The 26,935-nt window shown below is 27.7% G+C and carries 24 protein-coding genes; 17 read left to right on the top strand and 7 right to left on the bottom strand.

The genetic code is table 11. The features are described from left to right. The 9 genes from wecB (at position 1) to galE (ending at position 11,524) form a co-directional block, all read left to right on the top strand. Positions 1-1,122, top strand: a complete 1,122-nt coding sequence (gene wecB, locus EXC62_RS01625; protein WP_162140109.1) for a non-hydrolyzing UDP-N-acetylglucosamine 2-epimerase — start codon at positions 1-3, stop codon at positions 1,120-1,122. Next, on the top strand, positions 1,119-2,324 hold the full coding sequence (locus tag EXC62_RS01630; protein ID WP_026390105.1) for a glycosyltransferase: 1,206 nt from the start codon (positions 1,119-1,121) through the stop codon (positions 2,322-2,324). Before wecB ends, EXC62_RS01630 begins: the two co-directional genes overlap by 4 nt. A 30-nt stretch (positions 2,325-2,354) precedes the next feature. Further along, positions 2,355-3,494: a glycosyltransferase family 4 protein gene (locus EXC62_RS01635; RefSeq protein WP_026390104.1), complete on the top strand. Its 1,140-nt coding sequence runs from the start codon at positions 2,355-2,357 to the stop codon at positions 3,492-3,494. Positions 3,495-3,513: 19 nt separating this feature from the next. Then, positions 3,514-4,737, top strand: a complete 1,224-nt coding sequence (locus EXC62_RS01640; RefSeq protein WP_026390103.1) for a glycosyltransferase family protein — start codon at positions 3,514-3,516, stop codon at positions 4,735-4,737. Positions 4,738-4,859: 122 nt separating this feature from the next. Further along, complete coding sequence (locus tag EXC62_RS01645; protein WP_026390102.1) at positions 4,860-5,972, top strand: hypothetical protein; 1,113 nt, start codon at positions 4,860-4,862, stop codon at positions 5,970-5,972. Then, complete coding sequence (locus EXC62_RS01650) at positions 5,965-7,497, top strand: lipopolysaccharide biosynthesis protein (protein ID WP_026390101.1); 1,533 nt, start codon at positions 5,965-5,967, stop codon at positions 7,495-7,497. Before EXC62_RS01645 ends, EXC62_RS01650 begins: the two co-directional genes overlap by 8 nt. A gap of 133 nt (positions 7,498-7,630) precedes the next feature. Then, positions 7,631-8,941 (top strand): phosphohexomutase domain-containing protein, encoded by a 1,311-nt coding sequence (locus EXC62_RS01655; protein WP_162140108.1) that lies wholly within the window; start codon positions 7,631-7,633, stop codon positions 8,939-8,941. Further along, positions 8,938-10,350: a bifunctional UDP-N-acetylglucosamine diphosphorylase/glucosamine-1-phosphate N-acetyltransferase GlmU gene (gene glmU / locus EXC62_RS01660; RefSeq protein ID WP_052589687.1), complete on the top strand. Its 1,413-nt coding sequence runs from the start codon at positions 8,938-8,940 to the stop codon at positions 10,348-10,350. Before EXC62_RS01655 ends, glmU begins: the two co-directional genes overlap by 4 nt. Positions 10,351-10,531: 181 nt before the next feature. Continuing rightward, complete coding sequence (galE, locus tag EXC62_RS01665) at positions 10,532-11,524, top strand: UDP-glucose 4-epimerase GalE (RefSeq protein ID WP_026390099.1); 993 nt, start codon at positions 10,532-10,534, stop codon at positions 11,522-11,524. Between the two features lie 58 nt (positions 11,525-11,582). Here galE and EXC62_RS01670 read toward each other — a convergent pair whose 3' ends face one another. From EXC62_RS01670 to EXC62_RS01690, 5 genes are all read right to left on the bottom strand, one after another. Beyond that, on the bottom strand, positions 11,583-11,981 hold the full coding sequence (locus EXC62_RS01670) for a hypothetical protein (protein ID WP_026390098.1): 399 nt from the start codon (positions 11,979-11,981) through the stop codon (positions 11,583-11,585). Positions 11,982-11,992: 11 nt separating this feature from the next. After that, complete coding sequence (locus EXC62_RS01675; RefSeq protein ID WP_035375567.1) at positions 11,993-12,415, bottom strand: helix-turn-helix domain-containing protein; 423 nt, start codon at positions 12,413-12,415, stop codon at positions 11,993-11,995. 5 nt (positions 12,416-12,420) lie between these two features. Further along, on the bottom strand, positions 12,421-12,825 hold the full coding sequence (locus tag EXC62_RS01680; protein WP_035375566.1) for a type II toxin-antitoxin system RelE/ParE family toxin: 405 nt from the start codon (positions 12,823-12,825) through the stop codon (positions 12,421-12,423). 138 nt (positions 12,826-12,963) lie between these two features. Next, positions 12,964-14,172 (bottom strand): type II toxin-antitoxin system HipA family toxin, encoded by a 1,209-nt coding sequence (locus EXC62_RS01685; RefSeq protein WP_026390097.1) that lies wholly within the window; start codon positions 14,170-14,172, stop codon positions 12,964-12,966. Continuing rightward, positions 14,165-14,368: a helix-turn-helix domain-containing protein gene (locus tag EXC62_RS01690; RefSeq protein WP_026390096.1), complete on the bottom strand. Its 204-nt coding sequence runs from the start codon at positions 14,366-14,368 to the stop codon at positions 14,165-14,167. Before EXC62_RS01690 ends, EXC62_RS01685 begins: the two co-directional genes overlap by 8 nt. Before the next feature lie 310 nt (positions 14,369-14,678). Here EXC62_RS01690 and EXC62_RS01695 point away from each other — a divergent pair, with 310 nt between their 5' ends. From EXC62_RS01695 to EXC62_RS01725, 8 genes are all read left to right on the top strand, one after another. Continuing rightward, positions 14,679-16,013 (top strand): glutamine synthetase family protein, encoded by a 1,335-nt coding sequence (locus EXC62_RS01695; protein ID WP_026390095.1) that lies wholly within the window; start codon positions 14,679-14,681, stop codon positions 16,011-16,013. 154 nt (positions 16,014-16,167) lie between these two features. Continuing rightward, on the top strand, positions 16,168-17,076 hold the full coding sequence (locus EXC62_RS01700) for a DUF368 domain-containing protein (RefSeq protein WP_026390094.1): 909 nt from the start codon (positions 16,168-16,170) through the stop codon (positions 17,074-17,076). After that, complete coding sequence (locus EXC62_RS01705; RefSeq protein WP_052589684.1) at positions 17,051-18,919, top strand: polysaccharide biosynthesis protein; 1,869 nt, start codon at positions 17,051-17,053, stop codon at positions 18,917-18,919. Before EXC62_RS01700 ends, EXC62_RS01705 begins: the two co-directional genes overlap by 26 nt. 149 nt (positions 18,920-19,068) lie before the next feature. Continuing rightward, the gene (locus EXC62_RS08795; protein WP_162140107.1) at positions 19,069-19,314 is read left to right on the top strand and encodes a hypothetical protein; all 246 of its coding nucleotides are present in this window, start codon (positions 19,069-19,071) and stop codon (positions 19,312-19,314) included. Then, a complete protein-coding gene (locus tag EXC62_RS01710) occupies positions 19,304-20,647 on the top strand; it encodes a tripartite tricarboxylate transporter permease (RefSeq protein WP_052589682.1) in 1,344 nt (447 codons plus the stop codon). Before EXC62_RS08795 ends, EXC62_RS01710 begins: the two co-directional genes overlap by 11 nt. Before the next feature lies 1 nt (position 20,648). Next, on the top strand, positions 20,649-21,599 hold the full coding sequence (gene mvk / locus EXC62_RS01715) for a mevalonate kinase (protein ID WP_026390091.1): 951 nt from the start codon (positions 20,649-20,651) through the stop codon (positions 21,597-21,599). Positions 21,600-21,603: 4 nt separating this feature from the next. Beyond that, entirely contained in the window at positions 21,604-22,539 is a 936-nt protein-coding gene (gene mvaD / locus EXC62_RS01720; protein WP_035375565.1) for a diphosphomevalonate decarboxylase, read from the top strand. 12 nt (positions 22,540-22,551) lie between these two features. Beyond that, positions 22,552-23,373 (top strand): MerR family transcriptional regulator, encoded by an 822-nt coding sequence (locus tag EXC62_RS01725; RefSeq protein WP_026390089.1) that lies wholly within the window; start codon positions 22,552-22,554, stop codon positions 23,371-23,373. Between the two features lie 30 nt (positions 23,374-23,403). On the opposite strand, the gene EXC62_RS01730 is transcribed toward EXC62_RS01725, so the two are convergent. After that, complete coding sequence (locus tag EXC62_RS01730) at positions 23,404-25,146, bottom strand: ABC transporter ATP-binding protein (protein WP_026390088.1); 1,743 nt, start codon at positions 25,144-25,146, stop codon at positions 23,404-23,406. Further along, on the bottom strand, positions 25,143-26,873 hold the full coding sequence (locus EXC62_RS01735) for an ABC transporter ATP-binding protein (protein ID WP_162140106.1): 1,731 nt from the start codon (positions 26,871-26,873) through the stop codon (positions 25,143-25,145). Before EXC62_RS01735 ends, EXC62_RS01730 begins: the two co-directional genes overlap by 4 nt. Between the last annotated feature and the right edge of the window lie 62 nt (positions 26,874-26,935).

Below are 26,935 nucleotides of genomic sequence, written 5' to 3' on the forward strand. Positions count from 1 at the left end.
ATGAAAAAACTTAAAGTTATGACAGTGGTTGGTACTAGACCAGAAATAATAAGATTATCTGCTGTAATAAAAAAATTAAATGAATCCGAAGCGATTGAACATATTTTGGTTCATACTGGACAAAATTATGATTATGAGCTAAACGAAGTTTTCTTTGAAGACTTCAATTTGGATAAACCAAAATATTTTTTAAATGCAGCAACTGGAACTGCAATTGAAACAATCGGAAATATTCTAATAAAAATTGATCCAATATTAGAAGAAGAAAAACCAGATGCATTTTTAGTTCTTGGTGATACTAATAGTTGTTTAGCTGCAATTGCTGCAAAACGTCGACATATCCCTATATTTCATATGGAAGCAGGAAATAGATGTTTTGATCAACGTGTTCCAGAAGAAACTAATAGAAAGATAGTTGACCATATTTCTGATATCAATATGCCTTATAGTACAATAGCCAGAGATTATTTAATAAAAGAAGGTATTCCTGCAGATAGAGTGATTAAAACTGGAAGTCCAATGTTTGAAGTTTTAAATAATAAGAAAAAAGAAATTGAAAATTCAAAAATCCTTGAAAAACTAGGTTTAAAGTCAAAACAATATTTTTTAGTTTCTGCACATAGAGAAGAAAACATCAGTTCAGATAACTTTATAAAACTTGTTAATGTTTTAAATTCAATTGCAGAAATATACAAACTTCCAATAATAATCTCAACACATCCAAGAACAAGAAAAATGATTGAAGCAAAGGGGATAAAATTTAATCCTTTAGTTCAAACATTAAAACCACTTGGATTTATTGACTATAATAAATTACAGGTTGAATCAAAAACAGTTTTAAGTGATTCAGGAACAATTAGTGAAGAGTCATCTATATTAAATTTTGATGCATTGAATATAAGAGAAGCACATGAAAGACCAGAGGCAATGGAAGAAACATCAGTAATGATGGTTGGTGTAAATCAAGAAAGAATCCTTCAGGGATTAAAAGTTTTAGAAACTAGAAATAAAATTCACAGAAATGTATATGATTATAGCATGCCAAATGTTTCGGATAAAGTATTGGAGATTATAGTTTCATATGTGGATTATATTAATAGCAAAGTATGGAATAAAAAATGAGAGTTTTACAAATTAATTCGGTTTGTGGGTTCGGAAGTACTGGGAAAATAATGGTAGATATTCATAATCTACTTATTGAGAATGGACATGAAAGTTTAATGTTCTATGGTAGAAATAAAGCAAGTGGTGTAGATGAAAAATACGCAAAGAGATTTAATTCAAAACTTGATATTCTTTATCATACGTTTTTAACACGTTTTTTTGACAAACATGGATTTGGATCTAAAAGATCTACAAGAAAAATGATAAAAGAAATTGAAAAGTTTAACCCTGATATTATTCATATTCATAATATTCATGGTTATTACTTGAATATTGAACTATTATTTAATTATTTTAAAAAGAGTAAGAGAAAAATAGTATGGACATTCCACGACTGTTGGCCATTTACTGGACATTGTGCGTATTTTGATTATCCATCAGAAGGTACACATTGGGAAAACGGTATGCACACATGTCACACCAAAAAATCATATCCCAAAAGTAGTCTTTTTGACCGAGAAAAAAAGAATATGAACGATAAAAAAAGAATTTTTTCAAATGTTGATGATTTAACAATTGTTACTCCATCTAACTGGTTAAAAGATTTGGTTAATCAATCATATTTGAAACAATATAATGCGTTAACAATACGAAATGGTATTGATTTAAATGTTTATAAACCAATACGAAGCGATATAAAAGAGATTTTAAATATAAAAGATAAAAGAATTATTTTAGGTGTTGCTAGTGGTTGGGAAGAGAGAAAGGGACTACATTTCTTTCTTGAACTATCTAAGCTTATTTCAAAAGAAGAAATAATTATTCTTGTTGGTGTAACTACTAAACAAATTAGTGATTTACCTAATAATATTATTGGAATTCAAAGGACAAATAGTATGAAGGAGCTTGCTGAACTTTATACTGCTGCTGATGTTTTTGTAAATCCAACACTTGAGGATAATTATCCAACTACAAATCTCGAAGCACAAGCATGTGGAACAAAAGTAGTTACGTTTAAGACTGGAGGAAGTCCAGAAGGAATATTTAATTCTAATGGAATTGTTACTAGTGAGAAAAACAGTCATGAACTATATGAGGCGATAAAAACGATTTTTAATGATAAGGATCAAGTCAATGTTCAAATGTTAGCTGAAAATATTGACAAGTATATACTATTTAAAAAATACATCGATCTATATAAAAGAATTATTAATATATAGGAGATGAGATTTATTATTTCGGAGGAAAAAATGAAAATAGTTTTTATATCAAATTTTATGAATCATCATCAGTTACCCCTTTGTCTTGAACTGAAAAAAAATTCTAGTAGCTTTACTTTTTTTCAGACTGATGAATTCGTTCCGAATGAGCGTATTAAGATGGGGTATGATGATTACTTAACAAAATATGATTTTGTGAAGGTAATTAAAAAGAGTGAATATAGTTTAATAATAAAGGAAATAGATGAAGCAGATATATTAATTGTAGGCGGGACAAATATTGATAAAAAACTTTTAAAAGAAAGAATAAAGAATAAAAAAATCATATATCGTTATTCAGAGAGAGTTTTTAAACATTCAAATATTAAAACGCCAATTAAGAACATACTAAAGAAAATCTATTATAAGTTTAAACTTACGAGAGAAAGTAACTCAAATTCATTTCTCTTATGCTCAAGTGCTTATACAGCTTTAGATTATAATAAAATGGGATTATATAAAAAAAAATACTTGAAATGGGGCTATTTTCCTTATGTTGATGATTCTGGAATAACCAAAAGTTTTGATAATCAAATAAAATTTCTTTGGGTTGGAAGATTTATTTCATGGAAAAGACCTTTAATGGCAATAAAAGCTATTGAAAATCTTGTTAAGAATGGATTTAATGTTTCGTTATGTTTAATCGGTAATGGAGATTTAGTTGAAGAGTGTAAAGAATATACTATAAAGAATAATCTACAAAATTTTATCTCATTTGTTGGAAATATACATCACTCAGAAGTTTTAGAATACTATAAAGAAGCAAATGCATTTCTTTTTACAAGTGATTTTAATGAAGGCTGGGGAGCTGTGCTTAACGAAGCTATGGGTATGGGTTGTATACCAATTGCCTCTCATGCAGCTGGATCGACAAGATTTCTAATTGATAATGGTAAAAATGGATATATATTTAATTCAGATAGCAAGGAAGACTTAAATAATAAGTTGTTTCAATTTTTAGAGAAAGAAAATAAAGATAAGCTAATAATGTCTAAAGAAGCAAGAAATACGATCTTAAAAAATTGGAATTACAGAGAAGCGGCAAACAGACTTTTAGATTTTAGTGCAGAAAAAAATATATATGAAAATGGTCCAATTAGTAGAGCTGAATTGATTAAAGAAAAAATTTAGAATTTTAGGGGTATAGATAATGAGTAAAATATTGATAATAACTTCAACTATTAATCCAATTCCTGATGCCAATGGCCTAATAGCATTGAATCTTAAAGAAGAGTTGACAAAGTTTGATAATCAAGTTGTACTAGTTGGTGTTAGTGATTCAAATAGGTTTGGTCTTGGAGATCATTTGATTTCTCAAAGTAAGTATGCAAGTAAGGAAAAAAGTGCAGTTAAAAGAGTAATAAAAAAAATAGGGAGATTAATTAGTAATGGTGTTAATTATAAGAAATTTCCTTCATTTGATTTAGAACAAAATAAAAAAGTATATATGAAAATAGATGAATTGAATAAAGAGAATAAATTTGATATTATTATTTCACTATACAAACCATATAGTAATATTGCTGCATTAATTGATTTTAAAGAAAAACATCAAGATATCATAGCATGTGCATATTTCTTGGACTTTATACATGATACTAGAAAACCATTTTTTTTAGGTAAAAAGGCATGGAACAAACTAATACACGGAGCTAATTCTAAAGTTATTAACAAACTTGATATAACTTATTATGGATATAATTCTATGGAATATCTCAAAAAAAATATGAGTGAGAATGAATATAAAAAAATTTGTTTTCTTGAAATACCATCATATAGAAAAAATGTTAATGAAATTACTGAAGTAAAAAGTATAAACTTGGAGAAAAGTATTAGAATTATTTTTGCCGGAACATTAAACAAAAAAATAAGAAATCCAATAAAAGCTTTTAAAATTTTAAAAGACTTTAGCATTAAAACAAAAACACAAATCAATGTTGAATTGTACGGTAATACTATGAGAGTAGATTATAAAAAGTATAATAATGATTTTTTTTCTATAAAATCACTTCCAAGTATAAATAGTGATGAGGTTTATAAGAAATATCTTGAAGCAGATATATTGTTAAATATCGGTAACAACGGAGTTACAAATGCTATTCCAAGCAAAATTTTCGAACTCTTTAGCACGTATAAACCAATAATTAATTTTGTAAATAACAAAGAAGATAATTCATTAAAATACTTCAATAAATATCCTAGTGTATTAAATATTGATGTTAATCAAAAAGTTGAATTAAAAAGAATAAATGATTTTATTAAGTGTTTCAGTAATGAACAAAGTATAAAAAAAGAAGTTGACCAAGAATTTTATAAAAATTCCATAGAAAATGTTGCTAAAATAATAAATGAGAGAATAAAGGGTATTAATTAATGATTTTAAAAAATTCTAGAATAAAAAAATTAATAAATAAGGAAACCTTCAATATTATTTTGATTTTTTTCTTTTTATATATGACATCTTCATTCTTTGCTGTAAATGTCAGGGGAATATTTATGTTAGTATCTATTCTAGTTATATCGTTTTTAACATTTCTAGTTAACTTTAAAGATATAAGAATTAATGTAAAAGTTTTAACAATTGTCTTATCGATAGTTATGGTAACATTTATTGTTGCATTGATTAATAGTGAAGGAATATACGATTATTTGATTTTTTGGATAGCTCTTTTTACAGCATATTTATTTTTTATATCCATACCGATAAAGAAATTTATTGATTACTTTGTAAAAATTATGACATTTACAGCAGTCTTTTCTGTTATTGCGTTTATGATACAGGTTGTTTCTCCACAAACTATTGAGAGGTTTTTCCCCTTACTAGTCAATACTTCAGGAGTTACTGTATATAATTTGTTCTTTACTCTTCTTTATAAGACGGATTACATTTTAATGAACCCTGGATTCTTTTGGGAACCAGGGGCATATCAAACATTTTTATTACTTGCGTTATTTTTTATTATGTTTGTAAGAAATAAAGTTAACTATGTACTAATTGGAATTTATATTGTAACGATTATAACGACAGTTTCAACTGCTGGTTATTTTGCACTCGTTTTTTTATTACTTATTTTCGTTTTAAAAAAATTTAGACTTGCTAAGTCTTTTATGCTATTTTTAATTTTGGTGTTTTTATTTGTATTAATTTATGACTTTATACCATCAAATATCCAGTTTAGATTATTTAACAAGTTATTTAAGTTTTTTGATTTCAGTTCTATAAAGGATAATCCGATATATGAGTCAACTGTTGCTAGAATAGAGGGGATTTTATTTCCTATTAGGGCATTGATTAAGAATCCGATCTTTGGTTTAGGTTTTAATGGATTGTCAAGAATGGCCGTGGATGATGGTCTTGGTCTATTAACTGCAACTCAATTTAACTGGTTTGGTTACTTTGGATTTTTTATGGGACTTCTTTTAAATTATCCACTTTGGTTATGGAGTAAATATAATGAGAGAAATAAGTTTTATGCATTTCTCATATTTATTTTCTTTAATTTAATAATTATTTCTGAAAATTATAATAGAAACGGATTTTTTATTTTAATTTTGCTATACGGATTTAGTCTTTTAAATAAAGAAGAAAGAAGAGAAGAACATGAATAATAAAAAGAAAGCATTTATAAATGTTGGATTTGCTGTGATGACTAGGGGGATCATTTTGGTAGTAATGATCTTAGCTAGAAGACTATTAATAAAGTATTTAGGAATGGAAATTGCAGGTGTATATTCTTTACTAATAAGTATAGTGGGTGTTTTATCTGTTGCTGAATCAGGTATTGGTACTGCCATTGTTTTTAGTATGTATAAATCTATTAATGATAAAAATGAAAATGAAGTTATCGGGTTGTATAATTTATTTAAAAAAGCTTATTTAATTATTGCCGTTGTTATATTTACTATTGGATTATTAATAACACCCTTTTTACCCAAAATTGTTGGTATTCAAAATTTTAAATCTGAAATTTATATTTCTTATGTAGTATTACTTTTATCAACTGTTGTTACATATTTTTATGCTGCTAAAACCTCATTATTTATTGCTCATCGTGATGATTATATTACAAGTGTTATTTATGCTTTTGGTCAAATAATTCAAGGATTAATTCAAATTATGTGTTTAGTTTTTTTTAAGTCATTCACTCTATTTGTATTAGCGATTGGAGTTGGAAATATAGTCCAATTATTAATATCAAACTATATTTTTAATAGTAAATATGAGAACTTTTCTAATAACCATGGAATGATATCCGCTGATATTAAACATGAAGTTAAGAGGAATGTACTTTCTATGTTTGCACATAAAATAGGTGGAGTTTTAGTTTCAACGTCAAATAATATAATTATATCTATCCTAATTAGTGTTACTGTTTTAGCAAACTATACAAATTATACAACAGTATTAAATGCAGTTTTATCTTTGATTTTAGTTTTGTTTACATCTATAACATCTGTCGTTGGTCATGTTTATGTATCTAATAATAAAGAGCAGTTTTTAAAAGTATTTAAAAGAATATATATAATAAACTATATTATTGCTTTTGTTTTCTTCATGGGTTACTTTGCAATTATTGATGACTTAGTAACAATTCTTTTTTCATCAGGGGCATCATTATCTAATTCAGTTATTCTAACTTTGTCAATTAGTAGTTTTATTCAATTTATGAGACAAACAACATTATTAACACGAGATGCAACTGGTACTTTTTATTATGATAGATTTAAGCCAATATTAGAAGGTATTGTTAATATTATTTTGACTGTTATTCTAATTATTCATTTTGGTATTATCGGTGTGATAATAGCATTAATAGTAACAAATCTTTTAATAACCCATGTTATTGAGCCGTTTGTTCTTTACAAATATGCATTTAAGATGAAACCTACTAGTTATTATGTTAAAAATTATCTTCTTATGCTTTATTTTATAATTATGATAGTAGCTTTCAATTTAATTGTTGGTGATTTTTCAAGTAATTTGTTTTTAAATATTTTCTATAAAGGGACAATATCAGTTATTTTTTCTAGCGTTTCAATTCTTTTCCTCTCACTAATTTCTATTGAATTCAGAAAAATTTTATTTGAAATAATAAAAGAGGTATTAAGTTTTTTGAAATTTAAAAAGAAATAAATAAGTTTTAAAAAATATAAGATAAGTTATATTCCATTTGTTTTATGCTATAATTATAGCGTAAATTAGTTGGAATATTTTCATTTTACTAATAGTCTATATTTAGCTTGGGATAGTTAATAGGAGGAACACAATGAAACCAGAATTTTTTGGAACAGATGGACTTAGAGGAGTTGGATTTACAGATCTAAATGCGAAACTTGCATATAATTTAGGTCAAGGATTAAAAGAAGCATTAAAGAGTGATACAGTTGTTATTGGTATGGATACAAGAGATTCTTCACCAATGTTAGCACACATGGTTGCTGCAGGTGCTTTAAGTGTTGGGATGGATGTTTTATTTGCTGGTGTTGTATCAACTCCGATGATTGCACATTATTCAAAATTAAAACAAATAGCAGGAATAATGATTACTGCATCACATAATCCATATACTGATAATGGTATTAAAGTATTTAGCAAAGGCTACAAGAGTAATGTTGAAGAAGAACTTATTATTGAATCATATATTAAAGGGAAAGTTTCTGAATCTGATTTCGAAGGAAATTTCTCAATAACTGATGATGTTGAAAAAGAGTATTTAAAATTAATAAAAAAATTAGATTTAAAGAAATCAAATATAAAACTAGTATATGATAGTGCTAATGGCGCCAATCACTTAATAGCAAGCAAAGTGATGAAAGAATATTTTCCCTTAAGCATTCAAATTAATAATGAACCAAATGGAAAGAATATTAATTTAAACTCAGGCTCAACACATTTAGAGTCAATAAAAGATTTTATTTTAAAAAATAAAATGGATTTAGGCTTTGCATATGATGGGGATGGTGATCGAGTTATTATGTTAGATAATAACGGAACTATCTATGATGGAGATTTTATTATTTATATAGTAGGTAAATATTTAAAGAAATTGAAAGAATTAAAAGGTAATCATGTTGTATTAACAAAAATGAGTAATCCAGGAATTCTTAAAGCTTTAAATAATTCAGGTATTAATTATGTATTAACCGATGTTGGTGATAAGTATGTTCATAAAGCATTAGTTGATAATGATTATGTTATTGGTGGAGAAGCTAGTGGACATATAATTCTACGACATATACTACATAGTGGTGATGGATTACTTGCATCTCTTTATATACTAAAGATGTTAGAAGAAGAAAATATAACTCTAAGTGATGCAGTTAAAGATGTTAATCTTTATCCGTTAAAGATGGTTAATATAAAAAATGTTAATAAAAATATATTACATGAGCAAGAAGTAATTGATTATTTAGATAAAATAAAAAGTGAATTTGACAAAGAAGATATCTTCTTAGTTAGAGCAAGTGGAACAGAAAATTTAATTAGAGTAACAATTAGTTGTTTGGATTTAGATAAGTTGAATAAATACATGGATGAAGTAGTTTCATTCATTGAACAAAAGGGGCAAATAAAATGAAAACATATGGATTAATACTTGCAGCAGGAAAAGGAACTCGCATGCAATCTGAATTACCTAAATGTGCATATCCAATTTTAAGAAAACCAATGATCGAATATATTGTTGAAAATATGGAGAAATCAATGATTGATGATGTCGTTGTTATTGTTGGTCATAAGAAAGAATATTTAATTGATTTACTTGGTGATAGAGTATCTTACGCAGAACAAAAAGAACAATTAGGAACTGGCCATGCAGTACTAAGTGCTAAAAATGTTTTAGGCGATAAAGAAGGTGTAACCTTCATTATTCCTGGAGATGTACCATTAGTACCTTATCAATTAATGGATAAGATTCTTTGTGCACATAAGGAAATGGGAAATGATTTAACGGTTGTTTCAATGATGATGGACTATCCAAAGTCATATGGAAGAATTGTTAGAGATGAGTATGGTACTGTAATTGGAATAGTTGAAGAAAATGATTGCAATGAATATCAAAAATTAATTAAAGAAGTTAATACGGGTATTTATGTTGTTGATAATAAGAAACTTTTTGAAGCATTAGAAAAGATTAAACTAAATGAAAGAAAAAAAGAATACTATCTAACAGATATAGTAGCAATTATGTATCAAGATTATAAAGTTAATTCATTTGTTGTTAGATATCCACATTTAGCAATGGGTGTTAATGATTTATATGGAATAAGTGTTGCTGAAAAACACTTAAGAGAATCAATTAATAAAGAGCTAATGTTATCTGGGGTTGCTATTATGAACCCTGAAACAGTAACGATAGGTCATAGCGTTGTTATTGAAAAGGGTGTATCAATATTACCAAATACAACAATAACTGGAAATACAGTTATTAAAGCTAATGCTGTTATTGGACCAAATACAGAAATACACGAATCAATAATTAATGAAAATGCCCACATAAGACATTCATATGTTTATGATTCTGAAATTGGGGAAAATACAACAGTGGGACCTTTTGCTCATATAAGAGAACATTCAGTTATCGGATCAAACAATAGAGTTGGAAACTTCGTTGAAATTAAAAAATCAACAACAGGTAATGATACAAAAATGGCGCATCTATCTTATATTGGTGATAGTGAAGTTGGAAACTTTGTTAACTTTGGCTGTGGATCAGTTACAGTTAACTATGATGGTAAATTAAAACATAAAACAAAAATTGGTAATGATGTATTTATTGGATGTAATGTTAATTTAATTGCTCCAATAGAAATTGGAGATAATGTCTTTTTAGCTGCAGGAAGCACAGTTACTGAAAATGTTCCTAGTGGTTCCCTTGCAATAGCAAGAAATCGTCAAATCAATAAAGAAGATTATTCTAAAAACTTAATACAACCTAAATCAAAGGTTGAAAGAAGTGCAAATAAAGAAATTAAAGAAGATAAATAATATTAAGATATACTCCCTATGTTTGAGGGAGTATTTATCTATTTAGATAATAAAGTATAGATTTCTATGCTTTTGCCAAACGGCAAAGTTGAGATTATTATTGTATTATATATACAAAAGTGATAAAATACAATTAAAGATATTTAGTAAAGTTTTACTAAAAAAGAAAGAGGGTTAAAAAATGAAAGTTTTAGTATCAGGAGGAATGGGATTTATTGGTTCGCATACTGTGGTTGAATTAATAAATAGTGGTCATGAAGCAGTTATTGTTGATAACCTATATAATAGTTTTAAATCAGTATTAACAAGCTTAAAAGAGATTACTGGTAAAGATATACCTTTTTATGATGTGGATGTTACAAATGAAAAAGAATTAGAAGAAGTGTTTGAAAAAGAAAAAGTTGATGCAGTTATTCACTTTGCTGGATATAAAGCTGTAGGAGAATCAGTTTCAAAACCTTTAATGTATTATAAGAACAATTTATTAACAACTATTAATCTTGCAGAATTATCACAAAAGTATAATGTAAAACATTTTATTTTTAGTTCTTCAGCAACAGTTTATGGTGATCAAGAATCACCACTTAAAGAAAGTATGAGACTTGGAGAAACAACAAACCCATATGGTGAAACTAAAAAGATGAGTGAAAGAATCTTAACAGATTTTTCAAAAGTTAATCCAGATTTCCACATTGTTTTATTAAGATACTTTAATCCAATTGGAGCACATGAAAGTGGATTAATCGGTGAAGTTCCACAAGGAATACCAAATAATTTAATGCCATATATCACACAAGTAGCAAGCGGAAAAAGAGAAAAACTATTTGTTTTTGGCAATGATTATGATACTAAAGATGGAACTGGAGTAAGAGATTATATTCATGTTGTTGATTTAGCTAAGGGACATCTTGCAGCACTTACTAAGAGTAAGAGTGGATTATCAGTATATAATTTAGGAACTGGCGAAGGTGTTTCTGTTCTTGAACTTATTGAAACATTTAAGCGTGTAAATAAAATTGATATTCCATATGAAATAACAACTAGAAGAGCAGGGGATGTTGCTAGTGTTTATGCTGATGGAACAAAAGCTTTAAAAGAATTAGGATTTAAAACTAAATTAACACTTGAAGATATGGTTAGAGATTCTTGGAATTTTGAAAAAAACTTAAAATAACAAAAACAACGACTTTAAATTGAAAAAGTCGTTGTTTTTTTAGAATTGTAAAATTAAACTATTTTTTATTGGCTGTATAGATTATGCCTTTTTCTAAATTTATTCCTCTTAAGTCAATAATTGGAATCATTATACTACCTCTTGAGTCATCTGTTATGCTATTAATCATACTTCTCACAAATGGGAAACTTACTGAGAAGAATAGATGCAATGCTTGCTCATTGTTTATTTTTTCTCTCCATGATTCGTCATTAATTTTAAATTCTCCTTTGAAGACAAATGATGATACATCTTGGTTTTCAAACTTCAAATCAATAGTAATAAAGATTGTTTCTATCAAATTTTTTTGTGAATGTTTAGCTGAAATTTTAAAAAATTCGGGTTGTGTATCTTCGTCTCTATTATAATTTACTTTAATTAAATTTATAGCAATTAGATCATATACTGGTGTATTCATTTTTTTCTCCTTTAACATACAAGTTCTTGACTATTGACACAACTTTTTTCTTGTTCAAAATTATGATTGCTTGGAGTATATTCGTAAGTTTCTTTATGTAAAAAAACATTAGTAATCTTTCTAATTTTTGACACTTTATCTTTTTTAGGGTTTGTAAATTTATAGAATGAGTCAATTACTTTATCATCTTTGTCAATTAAAAATAATAGTCTTGAGGATGTACCTTTGACTGGATTTTTTCCTTGTTCCCATTTTTCAACTGTTTTGACTGATACTCCTAGCATATCAGCAAAAGATGTTTGAGTCATGTTTAACTTATTTCTGATAGACTTAACACTATCAGATGTAATTATACTGTCTACATCAATAACTTCAAGTTTTGATGTAGCTTTCTTACGCAATTCATCAAAATTGATTTTTTTAGTTTTAGACATTTTTATTATTCTCCTTTATTATCTAAGTATTCACTTAGTAACCTTTCAAGGTTCTTTTCTTCTTTTTTATCCAAATTTTTCTTTTTAGATTTGGAGTATAAATGTAGTAGAAAAATGATTGCCTCATCTAAATCTACTAAAATAATACATCTATACCCGGATCTTTTTCCTTTGTTTGAACATTCGTCTGGGATACGGAGCTTACTTATGAAAACATGAGATTTATTCCCTAATAGGATATCTCCATGTTGTTTCTTGTTACAACAAGACAAGATGTGACTTGAGAGTTTTTTTTGGTTATTTGCATTACAAGTAGAAAAATATTTAATATCTGAATCGATATTAAATATGTAGTTATCAAAGATTTCGGTTAATGTTGAAGTATCTTCAATTAGAACTAATTCAGCCAAGTAAATTTCCTCTCTTTACCCTATTAAATAGGGTTGAAAATATTATAACATCTATTCTTACTCTTGTCAACATATTTTGTTTTGCACATAGAATATGTGGTTATCTTATGATAATCATTTTAATGTCAATCTATATTATTAAGTTAGTTTTTTATAGTTTTCTTCAATTATTCTAATGATATTATTAATTTCTTTTGATTCACTTAAGAGATTTTCTTTTAATTGAATCTCTTTTGCATTGTTAATAATATATTTGAAATCTTTCACAATTTTTTTAAGTAGTTTAGGACCATTTAATCCCCAACTTGTTAATTCTTTTTCGATATCTTGTTTATTTATTTTATCAAAATCATACTTTTTATTTATTGACATTGCCATATTGTGAGATAGTTCCTCATATATTCTCGTAGAGACTAAATCATAGAATGGAGATAGTTTATATGAATTATTAATATGCAGCAAAGATAAATTTTTCCCATGATAGTCACAATTACCAATTAAATAGTTATAAACAGATATTTTAGCTAATAAAATTAAATCTAGCGGAGAAGAAGAATAACTTTTAAGAGCATCTACGATCTTAATAAAACTTGGACCACCTTCCTCTTGGTATTTATTTGTTGGCTTAACTGATAATATTTGACAAAAATCTTCTTGGTGTATTCGTTTGATATCCGCATTATTCTTTATACGATCAAATCTTTCTATTAACAAATATAAATAGTTCGTACTTTTTTTTATTTCCATAGATGAAACATTAATCCCTAAAGACTTTGCTAATTCAGTACAAAAAAACTCATTAAGTAAAATATTAGGAGCAATTGGATTAATGAATTTTATTATATGAGTTGATGGAAATTTGAAATTTGGAATGTAATAAATATCATCTCGTAAAATTAAAGTTGTCTTATTTTGTGCCCCTGCTAAGGATAAACGCATACCTTTTTGATAATAAGGAACTCCATTATCGTATTTATGTAATAATGAATGAAAATCATCGGTAGATAATTCTTTCGGATATGGAAACTCTTTAGATTCAATGTTTTTATTTGAAAGATGAATTGCTCCTGCACAATCTTCACCAATTATATTTAATAAAGAAAAAGGATTTTTTTCTGAAACAAGATACACAGAAGCGATTGTCTTTATAATATCTCCCTCGGGTAGTAAGTTTTCAAAGAAAGGAGTAACAATATTCTTATTATATGTTTTGTTTTCTATTGGCATTGATAATGAAATAGGTGTGCTAACATCATCTGAATAAGTAAACGATAAACTTTTTCCATTCGTTTCAGTAAGTGTTCCAACGTGTTTTAAATTTAAATATACTTCTAGTGTTCTAGTCATTATCAGTTACCTCAATCTTTAATTTTAATACAGAAAGAACACTTAGAACTTTTTCTAATTGAAGAGTAGGTTTACCTTTTTCTAAGTCAATTATAAACCTTGTTCCAGTGTTTGAAAGTAATGCAAGGTATTCTTGAGTAAGGTTTAATTCTTTTCTTTTTCTTTTTATAATAAGCCCAATATCTTTTGAATTCATAAATATTCCTCCTCGGTAATAATTTACATTAATTATAGCATTTAAATCAAAAAAAGGCAATTTTATTCCTCCTCGGTAATAATTTAAAAAAATTGTTTGAAAAAGTTTGTATTAATTGTTAAATATTCCCTTTCGGTAATGTCTTTTTATTAATACTAAGTCTATATGACTTTATAAGGCTAAATAAACTAAGATAATGCTTTTGTTATGCCATTATGTATATACAATTTTTTTGAAAAAATGCAAAAAAAATATTGACAACAAAAATATATTTGGTGTAAAATCTTTCCATTGAAAAGGGGGAACACCAATGAAACACACTAAAGAAACAGTTTTAAAATCAATTGAAGAGAATAACGTTAAGTTTATTAGATTACAGTTTACAGATATGCTAGGTGTAGTAAAGAATGTTGAAGTTCCAGTGTCAAAAATCGACAAAGTATTAAACAATGAAGTTATGTTTGACGGATCAAGTATTGATGGATTTGTAAGAATTCAGGAAGCAGATATGTATCTTTATCCAGACTTAAATACATGGTTAATAATGTCATGGGAAAATATTAAGGTTGGAACAGTAGCAAGATTAATATGTAATGTCTATAAACCTGATGGCACTCCTTTTGAAGGTGATCCAAGATTCATTTTAAAGAAACAATTAAATGAAATGGAAAAGCTAGGCTTTACAGCATTTAATACTGGTGTTGAACCTGAATTTTTCTTATTCAAATTAGACGAAAACAAGAAACCAACACTAACATTAACGGATACTGGTGGGTATTTTGATTTATCACCAATTGATGCATCAGAAGATGTTAGACGAGATATTGTCTTAGAATTACAACGTCTAGGTTTTATTGTTGAAGCTTCTCATCATGAAGTTGCTTATGGGCAACATGAAATCAATTTTCAATTTGATAATGCGTTAGAAGCATGCGATAATATTCAAACATTTAAAATGGTTGTTAAAAATATCGCGAGAAAACATAATTATCATGCAACTTTCATGCCAAAACCTGTTGCAGGTATTAATGGTAGTGGAATGCATACTAACTGTTCGCTTCAAACAAATGATAATACTAATGCATTTTATGATAAAAATCATCCAGATGGATTAAGTGAAGTTGCATATCAGTTTATTGCTGGGGTTTTGAAACATGCTAATGAGTTTTGTTTGGTAACTAATCCAATTGTTAATTCGTATAAAAGATTAGTTCCAGGATATGAAGCACCATGTTATGTATCATGGAGTAAAGCAAATCGATCAACAATGATTAGAATTCCAGCGACTCGTGGAAAAGGAACGAGAGTTGAAGTTAGATCTGTAGATCCATCAGCAAACCCTTATTTAGCAATGGCAGTTATTTTAGCTGCTGGACTAGAAGGAATAAAAAATAGATTAACAACAGTTCCTGTTGAAATAAATCTATTCTCACTTTCTGATTCAGAAAGAAAAGCGTTGGGAATAAAAAATCTTCCTGAGAATTTAAGTGAAGCTATTAATGTATATGAGACTAGTATATTTGTTGAAAACATCTTAGGAAAGCACTTATATAATAAATTGTTAGGTGCAAAGAAAAAAGAATGGAACTCATATAGAACGGCTGTTTCTAAGTGGGAAATAGACGAATATTTGGATGTTATATAGTATTTAATAGTTGAAAGGGTAGTTTATACTATCCTTTTTTAATGTTAAAATTTAGAATTGTAAACTTTCAAATGTTGACAAATAGTTGACAAAATGTATCGAAACTACTACAATAAGTGTATGTAAAAAATATATCTGTAAGGATAAAGTTAAAATGAAAATATTTTTAAAAGTTTTAAAGGGAATTTTAGTAGGATTAGGGAGTATTCTTCCGGGATTAAGTGGTGGAATGATTGCTGCTTCATTTAATATATATAAAGATTTGATTGAAGCACTAAATGGATTCATAAAAAAACCGATTAAATCGGTATTAAGTATTTGGGAATATTTGGTTGGGATATTTATTGGTGTTGCAGTTGGCTTCATTTTAATAGCAACCGTTTTAAAATTATTTCCAATTCCAATAACGATGCTTTTTGTAGGATTAATTATTGGTGGAATACCTGAAATATATAATGGAATTAAAAATAAAGAAAAAAAATGGTATCATTATCTTGTAATGGTTGTAATGATGGTAATAATGATTGTTTTATTGACATTAAAACCTGCTGATATGGTATCAATAGGAGCCCCAAAGATTTATTTTGTATATATCTTAATTGGAGTTTTAACAGCACTAACTTTAATTATTCCAGGACTCTCTGGGACGATGATATTGATGGCATTAGGATTTTACACCTATATGACAACTACAGTTGCTGATTTTATTAAGTATGTTATTACATTGGATATTAGTAATGCGTTAAGTAATTTATCCGCTGTAGCAATAATGGCATTAAGTGGTTTTATAGCACTTATTATTTTTTCAAAATTATTACACTATGTTTTGAAGAAGTATGAATTGGTATTTAATATGGCGATTTTTGGAATATTATTAGTTTCACCTATTAATATTATTTGGACATTACAAATAGAAGATGAAGGTATTTTTACTAATCTATCTGTTTGGACTTATGTTTTTAGTATATTATCATTAATCGTAGGGGTTATTGGTGCATATAAGATGTTTAAACTTGGTAAAAAGGTGGAGGAAGAAAATGAAATCGAAAAGACTTTTGAGTAACCTTGTATATGTAATGCTAGATGCAATAAGCATTACACTTTCATATTTAATATCGATTTTTATTGTAAATGTATTGGGGATTAAATTTAACTTTGTAGGATTACCATATGTTCTTGTTTTAGTGATATTCTTGAAGATCGTTTTATTTTATATAATAGGAATATATCATATTATTTTAGAACATTTAAACTTTAAAGGGGTTTCTAGGATTGTCGTTGTTACAGTTGCAACTAATATTTTAATTGTTATTATGTTATTGATTCCAGGGGTTCCTAAATTTATGCCTAAATCAATGTACATATTTATAACAACATTTGAAGTTTTGACATTAATTGGTTATCGATTATTATATAGATTGTCAATCTATTTAAGCACAAGTTCAAAGAAGAGTGTTGCCACATCTAAGAAAACTCTTATTCTGGGTGCTGGATCTGCAGGAGAATTAGCATTAAAAGAAATTGAGCAAAATAAGAATTTGAATAATTATGTGGTAGGATTTTTAGATGATGATGATAATAAAATCGGCAAAAGAATTTCAAACAAAAGAGTTATTTCATCAATTAAAGACATTGATAAGATTATTGAACAGTATGAAATTGAAGAAGTTATAATGGCAATAAATAATTATCCAAAAGAAAATATTAATAAACTACTTAACAGTTTAAATAAATTTGAACATATTCAGATGAAACGTATATCACTTGTTGATGGAATAAGTGATGATGAAAATCAAGTTTTAAGAATTGTGGATATTAAAGTTGAAGATTTATTAGACAGAAATGAGATTAAGTTAGCAACTAATGATATTTCAAATTTCATTGAAGGCGAAACAGTTTTAGTTACTGGTGGTGGTGGATCAATTGGTAGCGAACTTTGTCGTCAAATATTTGATTTTAAACCAAAAAAACTTATTATATTTGATATATATGAAAATAATGCATATGATATTCAAATGGAACTTGAAAGAAAAAAATTTAAGGACCATTCAATTAAAGTTGAAATAAAAGCATTAATTGGTAGTGTATATAATATGAAAAGACTTGAAGATGTTTTTATTGAACATAAACCAACGATTGTTTTTCATGCTGCAGCATATAAACACGTTCCTTTAATGGAAGAAAGCCCAGTGGAAGCAATCAGAACTAACGTTATTGGAACTAATAATACTGCAACACTTGCTAATAAATATGGGATTAAAAAAATGGTTTTAGTCTCAAGTGATAAAGCTGTAAGACCAACTAACGTTATGGGGGCAACAAAGCGTTTTGCTGAAATGATAATTACTCACCATAACTATATTGGACCAACTAAGTTTTCTGCTGTTCGTTTTGGAAATGTTTTAGGTTCTAATGGTAGTGTTATTCCATTATTTAAAAAGCAATTAGAAGATGGTGGACCACTAACTGTAACTCACAAAGATATTACAAGATTTTTTATGACAATACCTGAGGCAGTTGGATTAATTCTTCAAAGTGCTGTCTATGCTGATGGTGGAGAAATATTTATATTAGATATGGGAGAACCTGTAAAAATTTATGATTTAGCTAATAAAATGATAAGACTTGCAGGACTTAGACCAAATGTCGATGTAAATATTGAGATAGTTGGACTTAGACCTGGTGAAAAACTATATGAAGAACTTTTAGTTGACCACAGCGCAGATAAACATTTAAAAACTAATCATAGTAGAATTTTTATTGAGAAACAAAAAGATGTTCAAGATAAAGAATTAGATTTAAGCTATATTACTGATCATTTTGAAGAGTTTGATAGTTGCCATGTAAAGAGGATGTTGGCACATGTGATAACTACTTATCAAATTGATGGAGATAAAGAAAACTAAGTTTTAATAAATACATATTTAATTTGAGTGCTTTTGCACTCTTTTTTTACTTCTAATTAATAAATATCAATAATAAGTTGAAAAAAAACGGAAATTATGCAATAATTGTTATGTTCTATAAACGAACAAAAGTTAAGGAGCATGATTAAATGGACAATAAAAATAAAAAATACATTAAAATTTGGGGAGAACATATTGATCTTTTAAGATTTATTATTGGAGTTATAATATCAGTAGTTTTATTAGTTATTGCAGTGCTTATTTCACCAAAAGAAGGGCAGACTAAACTAGTTTATGGACTAATTGCTGTTCTAATAGGCTTTATTATAAACATTGTTTTTATTAAACCAAAAAGAAATATTAAAATTGTTGAGGGAAAAACAGATGACAATTGATTTAATAATATTATTACAAATGATCTTAGCAGCTTTTTTAGGAACTTTATTATATACACTTATAGGTATTATCCCAGGAACAGATGAGACATCTGTTTTAGTACCAGTGACAGCCTTATTAGTAGCACTTGGAGTTTCACCAATTGTGTTATTAACATTCTTTATTGCTTCAGTAGTTGCATTAAATTTGACTGATTCAATACCAACAGCATTAACATCAATACCAGGTGGTGTTATGTCAACGCCACTTATTGAGAGTAGTCAATACTTGAAGACTAAAGGTTTAACAACAACAAGTATTAGAAAAATGACAATTGGATCACTTATAGGAACGTTGGTTGCTATTCCATCAGCATTAATTGTTGTTTTAATAGTTCATTTGATAAAAAAATATACAGGATTTCCATTAGAAGATTATGTTAGCAAATATAGTGGACAAATCTTTTTTGTTGGAGGGATTTTATTAGCGCTTCTAAGTAAGAAAAAACTTCTTTCAGTATTAGCAATAATTCCCTTTGCATTATTGATTGCAGGAGTTAAAAAAATTCATCCAATAAGTAATACGCCATTCTTTCTAAGCATAACTTCTGGACCTTTGTTAGCTAGTATGTTTTTGTTAATCATTCCAAAGTATCGAAAGAAAGCAATCGTATATGGGAATCAAGACATTGAAATAGAAAAAGATACACATGAAAAAATTAATATTTTTAAAATTAATGATAAATTAGAAACGAAAAAATCAATACTAGCAAGTATTTTAGCTAGTGTAACATTCTTTTTATCACCAGTTGGTATGACACTTTTAATTGGAGAATCAGTTACAAATAATATAGAGGATGAAGAAAAAAAAGCAACTACTAAAGTAAGTGTTATGAATGCAATTGCTAATGCAGCATATTTAGCAGGGATAATTATTTCTTTATTAGCATTTAAAATGCCAATTTCTCCTGCAGCGATTGGACCAGGTGCTAAACTTTTTGATCCTGAATCTAATGTTTTATCTTTAACTTTTGGTAATAGTATGGTTGCAATTCTAATTGGTGTTGTAATTGCACTTACAATAACAGTTTACTTATCTTTAAAATACTCATCAAAAATGACAAGAATAGTTTTTAAGTATATCTCACATGAAGCAGTATTAGCACTTTTATTATCTTTAGTGTTTTTACTTGTTTACTTAGATGCGGGATTATTAGGAATTCTTGGTATAATAGTTGTTGGTTTAATAAGTGGTCTCATTAATAAGTTAGGAGTTACATATGGAGTTCAATTTATGGCTCTTTATGCATCACCATTTATTCTACAAATATTACAAACAGTGTTAGGGGTTTAATATGCATAGTAAACATAAAAAAATTGGTTATGGAAGTTCAGGAGCTAAAATAATCTTAATCGGTGAGCATTCGGTAGTTTATGGTAATCCTGCAATAGCTATTCCTTTCAATGCTGTTAAAACTTCAGTTTCAGTATATGAAACAGAAGAAGAAATCACTATTGATTGTATGTATCATAAAGGTTATTTGATAGATGGTGATCAAACTATTTTCGGAGTTAAAGAACTCATCAATCATATTCTTGAAAAATTTAAAAAAAACAAGCATGGTTATCATTTTAGAATCGAATCAAACATTCTTGGTCAAAGAGGTTTAGGATCTAGTGCTTCTGTAAGTGTTGCAGTTGTTAGAGCATTATATGATGCATTTGATAAAAAACTAGATGACAATACACTAATTGATTTAGCGATGTATGCTGAAAAAATCCATCATGCTAATCCAAGTGGATTAGATGTTTATACTTTAGTTTATCAAAAACCTATTTATTACATCAAGAATGTTGGTTTTAAAGCATTAGATATTAATTTTGAAGGTTATTTAGTTGTTTTAGATAGTGGAATGATGAGCCAAACAAGAATTGCAATTAAACATGTTTTAGATTTGAAAGAAAAAGAACCAATAAAAGTTGAAAAAGCTTTTAATGAAATAAGCGATTTAACAAATCAAACTGTTGGTTTACTAGCAAACAACAAAATTGAAGAATTAGGTAAAGTTTTAAAAAGTGCTCAAATCTCTTTAAAAACTATTGAAGTTAGTAATCAAACGATTGATGATTTAATTAGTATGATTGAAAACAATGGAGCAATTGGTGCCAAGTTAACTGGTGGCGGAATGGGTGGTTGTGTAATAGCAATCACAAAAACCCAAAAAGAAGCGAATGAAATAAAAACAAATATGATGAACGAGTATGGAATTTCTAATGTTTGGATTTATCCACTTAAGGAGTTGTAATAAATTGAAGATAAGAGCATATGTCAATTTCGCACTAATTAAATATTGGGGAAAAAAAGATGAAGGATTGAAACTACCATATCAAACTAGTCTTTCTTTTACTGTTGATAAACTATATACTGAAACTGAAGTTATTTATGATAAAAATCTATATCAAGATATTGTTATTATAAATGGCAAGAAAGATGAAAAAATGGGTAATAGAGTTGCAAAACATATGGATGTTATAAGAAGGGAATATAACATTAATTCATATGCACATATTATTTCAGAAAACTTTGTTCCAACAGGTGCAGGTTTGGCTTCAAGTGCATCGGCTTTTGCTGCACTAGCATATGCCGCTACGAAAACTTATGGATTAGAACTTAGTAAAACAGAATTATCAAGATTAGCGCGTATTGGATCGGGTTCTGCTTCACGTTCAATTTATGGTGATTTTGTTATTTGGAATCATGGAGATGATAAAACAAGTGTCTCTAAACCATTAGATGCTAAATGGGATGATTTTAGAGTTATAGTATGTATGATTGATGAAAATGAAAAAGAATGTAGTAGTAGTGATGCAATGAAAAAATCTGTTATGAATGAAGAGTTATATTCAAATTGGGTTTTAGAAAGTCAAAAAGATTTAAGTGAAATGCTTCAAGCAATAGAAAATAAAGATATTGAACATGTTGGAGTGATTGCTGAAAAAAACGCAGAGCATATGCATGCATTAATTGAAGCAACAGGTACTAAATATAAGACAGAAAAAACATTAGAGGTCATTAGTAAAGTAAAAGCTCTAAGAGAAAAAGGAATAAAAGCTTTTTATACAATGGATGCCGGTCCTAATGTTAAAATAATCACAATAGAAAGTGAAGTTGCTGAAATAAAGAAAAATTTATTAAATATACAAATGATTGTTTGTAAAGCAGGATTTGATGCTCACGAAGTATAAAGGTAAATAGTTATGGATAAAAAACAATATTTAACAACAAGTGAATTTGCAAAACTTTGTGGTGTAACAAAACACACATTATTTTACTATGATGAAATTGGACTCTTAAAGCCAAGTTTCCTTGGAGAAAACGGATATAGATATTATGACTGGAGATTATCAAGTACTGTTGATTTAATTTCCGTTTTAAAAGATACTGGATCATCTTTAAAAGAAATAAAAACATATATAAAAGAAGGTAATTTGGAAGATTTGAAACAACTTCTAAAAGATAAAAAAAGAATCATCGATAAAAAAGTTAAATCATTGACACATTTAACGAAACTAATTGATAATACAATAATAGGAATAGATAATGAAAAGAAGTATCCACGTGATCCTTTTATTGAATTTAGAGATGAAAGTTATTATATCATAGAGAAATTCCCTAAAGATTTTACAATTAAAGGTTACTCAGAGACAATTTCAAATCATATTATGTATTGTGATGACAATTATTATGGAAATGATTTTTTTATTGGATTCTCAATATCTGCTGATAAACTACCATCAAGTGAATTAGAACTTTATGACTTTGTGCATACAAGAATTAGTTCAAAAGTTAAAGATGAAAAACTTTTTATAAGAGAAAAAGGTTATTATGTTGTTTATTATTATGAAGGTAGTTATGAAAGCTTACATATTGCAAATCAACGTATCATTGATTATTTAAATGAAGAAGGATATGAAATGATTGGATATTCATTTGAACATGAGATTGTTAATTTTTTGTTAACAAGTAATCCTGATAAATATATAACTGAAATATCTATTCAAATTAGAAAAAATATGTAAAAAGCCTTGGAAAATTCCAAGGCTTCTTTGTTATATTGCTTCAAATTGAGAATTATAAAGGCTATAATAGAATCCTTTTTTAGCAATTAATTCATCATGAGTTCCTATTTCGACAATATCTCCTTTATCCATAACTAAGATTGTGTCGGCATCTCTAATTGTTGATAATCGGTGGGCTATTATAAAACTAGTACGATTCTCCATCAATTTGTTCATTGCTTTTACAATTTGTTTTTCAGTTTTGGTATCAACACTAGAAGTAGCTTCATCTAAAATAATAATTTTTGGATTTGCTAAAAAAACTCTAGCAATTGTAAGAAGTTGTTTCTGTCCTTGACTAATATTGGTAGCATCCTCATTTAATTTTGTATCGTATTGTTCAGGTAAGTTTTTTATAAAAGATGCTTCAGCTTGATTTGCAGCTGTGATAATCTCATTTCTATTCGCATTTTCATTACTATAACCTATGTTATCGCTAATTGTTCCATTAAAGAGCCAAGTATCTTGTAAGACCATTCCAAATAAAGAACGTAGCTTCGCTTTAGAGATATCTTGAATATTTATGCCATCAATTAATATTTCACCCGAAGATATTTCATAGAATCTCATTAAAAGATTGACAAGGGTTGTTTTACCAGCTCCGGTTGGTCCAACAATGGCAATTTTTGATCCTTGTGATACATTAAGACTAATATTATTTAAAATAGTTTTATTTGGATAGTATCCAAACGAAACGTTATTTAGCGAAACATTACCATTAAAGTTTTGATATTCATCATATTTAGGTGTATCCTTGACTTCATCTAATTGATCTAAGACTTCAAAAACGCGACTTGCAGCTGATAATGCTTGCTGTATTCCGTTTAAAATATAGGCGCTTTCAATTGTTGGATCAGCAATTCTATCAGTATATTGAATAAATGCTTGAAGGGTTGATAAAGGAAGTTTGAAATATAGTACTCCAATAAAACCTATGAAAATATAACTGATACTATTAACAATTCGTACTGAAGGAGAAATTAAGTAAATTGCTGTTTCAGCTTTTTTACTTATATTGAATAAATCGGTATTCATTTTATCAAAAGTATTAATAACATTAGGTTCTTGATTAAAAGCTTTTAAAACCATTTGTCCGGTGAAGATTTCTTCAATATAACCATTCACACTTCCTAGTTCTGTTTGATATTTATTAAAATATTTATAGGTTTTTTTACTAACAAGTCCAGTGAAGAAAAGAACTAGGGCAATTGTAATAATAACAATGATTAATAATCGCCATTCAATAAAAAACATAAGAATAATTGAACCAATAATAGTTAGCATAGCTGTTACAAATTGAATTAATCCTTGACGAAGAGTTTCGTTAATTCTTTCAATATCATTTGTTGCTCTACTTAATAGTTCTCCTTTTTCAATCTTATCATAATAGTTAAGTGGTAGTTTTTGTAATTTTGATGCTAATTCATTACGCATTTGTAAACAGATTGTTTCTGATACTCCAGCCATAACATATTGTTCAATGTATTTAAAAAGGAATGATAGAAGATATGCAACAATTAAAACAATTATGTAGATTGTTAATAATTTGGGATCAAATGTTACTGATAATCTAGTATCAAGACTTTGTTCAACATGAAGGATTGCTTTTGCAATAATAAGAGGTGTTAAGAGTGAAGCAATTGTTGATAAAACAGCAAAACTTAAAACAATAATAAGTTTTTTCTTTTGTGTAAGTAAATAACTAAAAAATCTTTTCATAATAATTTTTTTCATAATAAATCACCAAATAACTCTTTCTCTGTCATTTGCGATAACGCAATATCTAAGTAAGCTTTGTTAGACTTAATTAGTTCATGATGAGTACCTAAACCAACCATTTTACCATCTTCTAAAACTACAATTTTATCAGCATCCATTATTGTCGTTATACGTTGTGCTATGATAACAGTGATTGCATCTTTTATATTTTCTTTTAGTTGTTTTCTTAATGCGGAATCAGTTTTAAAATCTAGGGCACTAAATGAATCATCAAAAACATAAATATAAGGTCTTTTAACTAAAGCTCTAGCAATACATAATCTTTGTTTTTGACCACCGGATAAATTAGTTCCTCCTTGAGCAACGTATGAATCATAGCCATCATCTTTATTTATAATAAAGTCATGTGCTTGAGCAATCTTTGATGCTTTAACTAAATCGTCATAAGAAGCATCTTTATTTCCAAATTTTAAATTTGAAGCAATCGTTCCTCTAAATAAAAATGCTTTTTGGGGAATATAGCCGATATTATCTCTAAGAATAGTTTGATTAATTGTTGATATATCTATTCCGTTAAGTAGAATTTGACCAAAAGTGACATCAAAGAAACGGGGTATTAGTTTTGATACTGTTGATTTACCCGAACCTGTTGATCCTACGATTGCGATTGTTTCACCACTATGTACTTTAAAATTCAAGTTTTTTAGTGTATCAGATGATGAATCATGATATGTGTATGAAACATTTTTAAACTCTAGTTCTCTAATATTAGTATTGAATATTTCAGATATCTTTCCGTTTGAAACACTAACCTTTAAATCTAAAACTTTATTAATTCTTTTTGCACTCGTTTGTGCACGAGGGATTTCTAAAATAACAAACATTGCCATTAAAATATTGAACATTATTATTGTTAAGTACTCAATCATAGCAGTCATGTTAGTTAGATCACTAAGAGATTTTGCTGTGAAACCACCATAACTTATAATAGAAAGAATACCTAAGTTAATCATTAGAATAAGTAATGGGATTAAAAGCGCGAACTTTTTATTGATTCTAATACCTGTAAGTGCAAAACTAGATGCAGAATTATTAATCTTTTTTTCTTCATGCTTTTCTTTTCTAAATGCTCTAATTACTCTAACACCAGTGATCACTTCTCTAAAAGAATGCGTCATATCATCATATTGAACTTGAATAACATCAAACATAGGAAGAACTTTTCTCCCAATTGATACTGCAACAATGATAAATACTAATAACGAAATTGTCATAATTGTTGCTATTTTAGCATTAGTATTAAATGCAAGTATTAACCCAATAACAATCATTACTGGAGCTTTAAGTAGCATTTGCAAAATCATAATGAAATTAAGTTGAATGATCGATACATCATTTGTTGTTCTAGTCATTAAAGAAGCAGTACCGATTTTTTCCATATCAGATAAGCTATAATCTTGTTTTTTTTTGATTATTTGATAACGAAGATTTTGTGAAAATCTTGTTCCAACATAAGCAGAAGTATAAGTGCTTATAATCATTGCAACACCAGACGCTATAGCAATTAATAACATTCTTACAGTTATTTTAATAATTTCTTGCTTATTATCAGGTCCTATTTCAATCATTTTAGCCATTAGTTTAGCTAAATACATAATCCCGAACGAATAAAAAATTGTTAGTAAAACAGTAATTATTAACGTTCCAATATAGGGTTTTAAATATTTAAATAGTTTAACCATTATATATAACCTCTTTTCAACATTCTCAATTATAAAGTATAGGGTAACCCTAATGTCAAGAA

The organism is Haploplasma axanthum (genome assembly GCF_900660745.1).
Lineage (GTDB): Bacteria > Bacillota_I > Bacilli_A > Acholeplasmatales > Acholeplasmataceae > Haploplasma > Haploplasma axanthum.

Coding starts and splice junctions, on each gene's coding strand:
- EXC62_RS01640 (WP_026390103.1), top strand. CDS start 3,514: ATGAGTAAAATATTGATAATAACTTCAACTATTAATCCAATTCCTGAT.
- EXC62_RS01635 (WP_026390104.1), top strand. CDS start 2,355: ATGAAAATAGTTTTTATATCAAATTTTATGAATCATCATCAGTTACCC.
- EXC62_RS01735 (WP_162140106.1), bottom strand. CDS start 26,873: ATGGTTAAACTATTTAAATATTTAAAACCCTATATTGGAACGTTAATA.
- EXC62_RS01655 (WP_162140108.1), top strand. CDS start 7,631: ATGAAACCAGAATTTTTTGGAACAGATGGACTTAGAGGAGTTGGATTT.
- EXC62_RS01725 (WP_026390089.1), top strand. CDS start 22,552: ATGGATAAAAAACAATATTTAACAACAAGTGAATTTGCAAAACTTTGT.
- EXC62_RS01695 (WP_026390095.1), top strand. CDS start 14,679: ATGAAACACACTAAAGAAACAGTTTTAAAATCAATTGAAGAGAATAAC.
- EXC62_RS01630 (WP_026390105.1), top strand. CDS start 1,119: ATGAGAGTTTTACAAATTAATTCGGTTTGTGGGTTCGGAAGTACTGGG.
- EXC62_RS01675 (WP_035375567.1), bottom strand. CDS start 12,415: ATGTCTAAAACTAAAAAAATCAATTTTGATGAATTGCGTAAGAAAGCT.
- EXC62_RS08795 (WP_162140107.1), top strand. CDS start 19,069: ATGGACAATAAAAATAAAAAATACATTAAAATTTGGGGAGAACATATT.
- EXC62_RS01700 (WP_026390094.1), top strand. CDS start 16,168: ATGAAAATATTTTTAAAAGTTTTAAAGGGAATTTTAGTAGGATTAGGG.
- galE (WP_026390099.1), top strand. CDS start 10,532: ATGAAAGTTTTAGTATCAGGAGGAATGGGATTTATTGGTTCGCATACT.
- EXC62_RS01650 (WP_026390101.1), top strand. CDS start 5,965: ATGAATAATAAAAAGAAAGCATTTATAAATGTTGGATTTGCTGTGATG.
- EXC62_RS01670 (WP_026390098.1), bottom strand. CDS start 11,981: ATGAATACACCAGTATATGATCTAATTGCTATAAATTTAATTAAAGTA.
- EXC62_RS01710 (WP_052589682.1), top strand. CDS start 19,304: ATGACAATTGATTTAATAATATTATTACAAATGATCTTAGCAGCTTTT.
- EXC62_RS01730 (WP_026390088.1), bottom strand. CDS start 25,146: ATGAAAAAAATTATTATGAAAAGATTTTTTAGTTATTTACTTACACAA.
- wecB (WP_162140109.1), top strand. CDS start 1: ATGAAAAAACTTAAAGTTATGACAGTGGTTGGTACTAGACCAGAAATA.
- glmU (WP_052589687.1), top strand. CDS start 8,938: ATGAAAACATATGGATTAATACTTGCAGCAGGAAAAGGAACTCGCATG.
- EXC62_RS01705 (WP_052589684.1), top strand. CDS start 17,051: ATGAAATCGAAAAGACTTTTGAGTAACCTTGTATATGTAATGCTAGAT.
- EXC62_RS01645 (WP_026390102.1), top strand. CDS start 4,860: ATGTTAGTATCTATTCTAGTTATATCGTTTTTAACATTTCTAGTTAAC.
- EXC62_RS01685 (WP_026390097.1), bottom strand. CDS start 14,172: ATGACTAGAACACTAGAAGTATATTTAAATTTAAAACACGTTGGAACA.
- EXC62_RS01690 (WP_026390096.1), bottom strand. CDS start 14,368: ATGAATTCAAAAGATATTGGGCTTATTATAAAAAGAAAAAGAAAAGAA.
- mvk (WP_026390091.1), top strand. CDS start 20,649: ATGCATAGTAAACATAAAAAAATTGGTTATGGAAGTTCAGGAGCTAAA.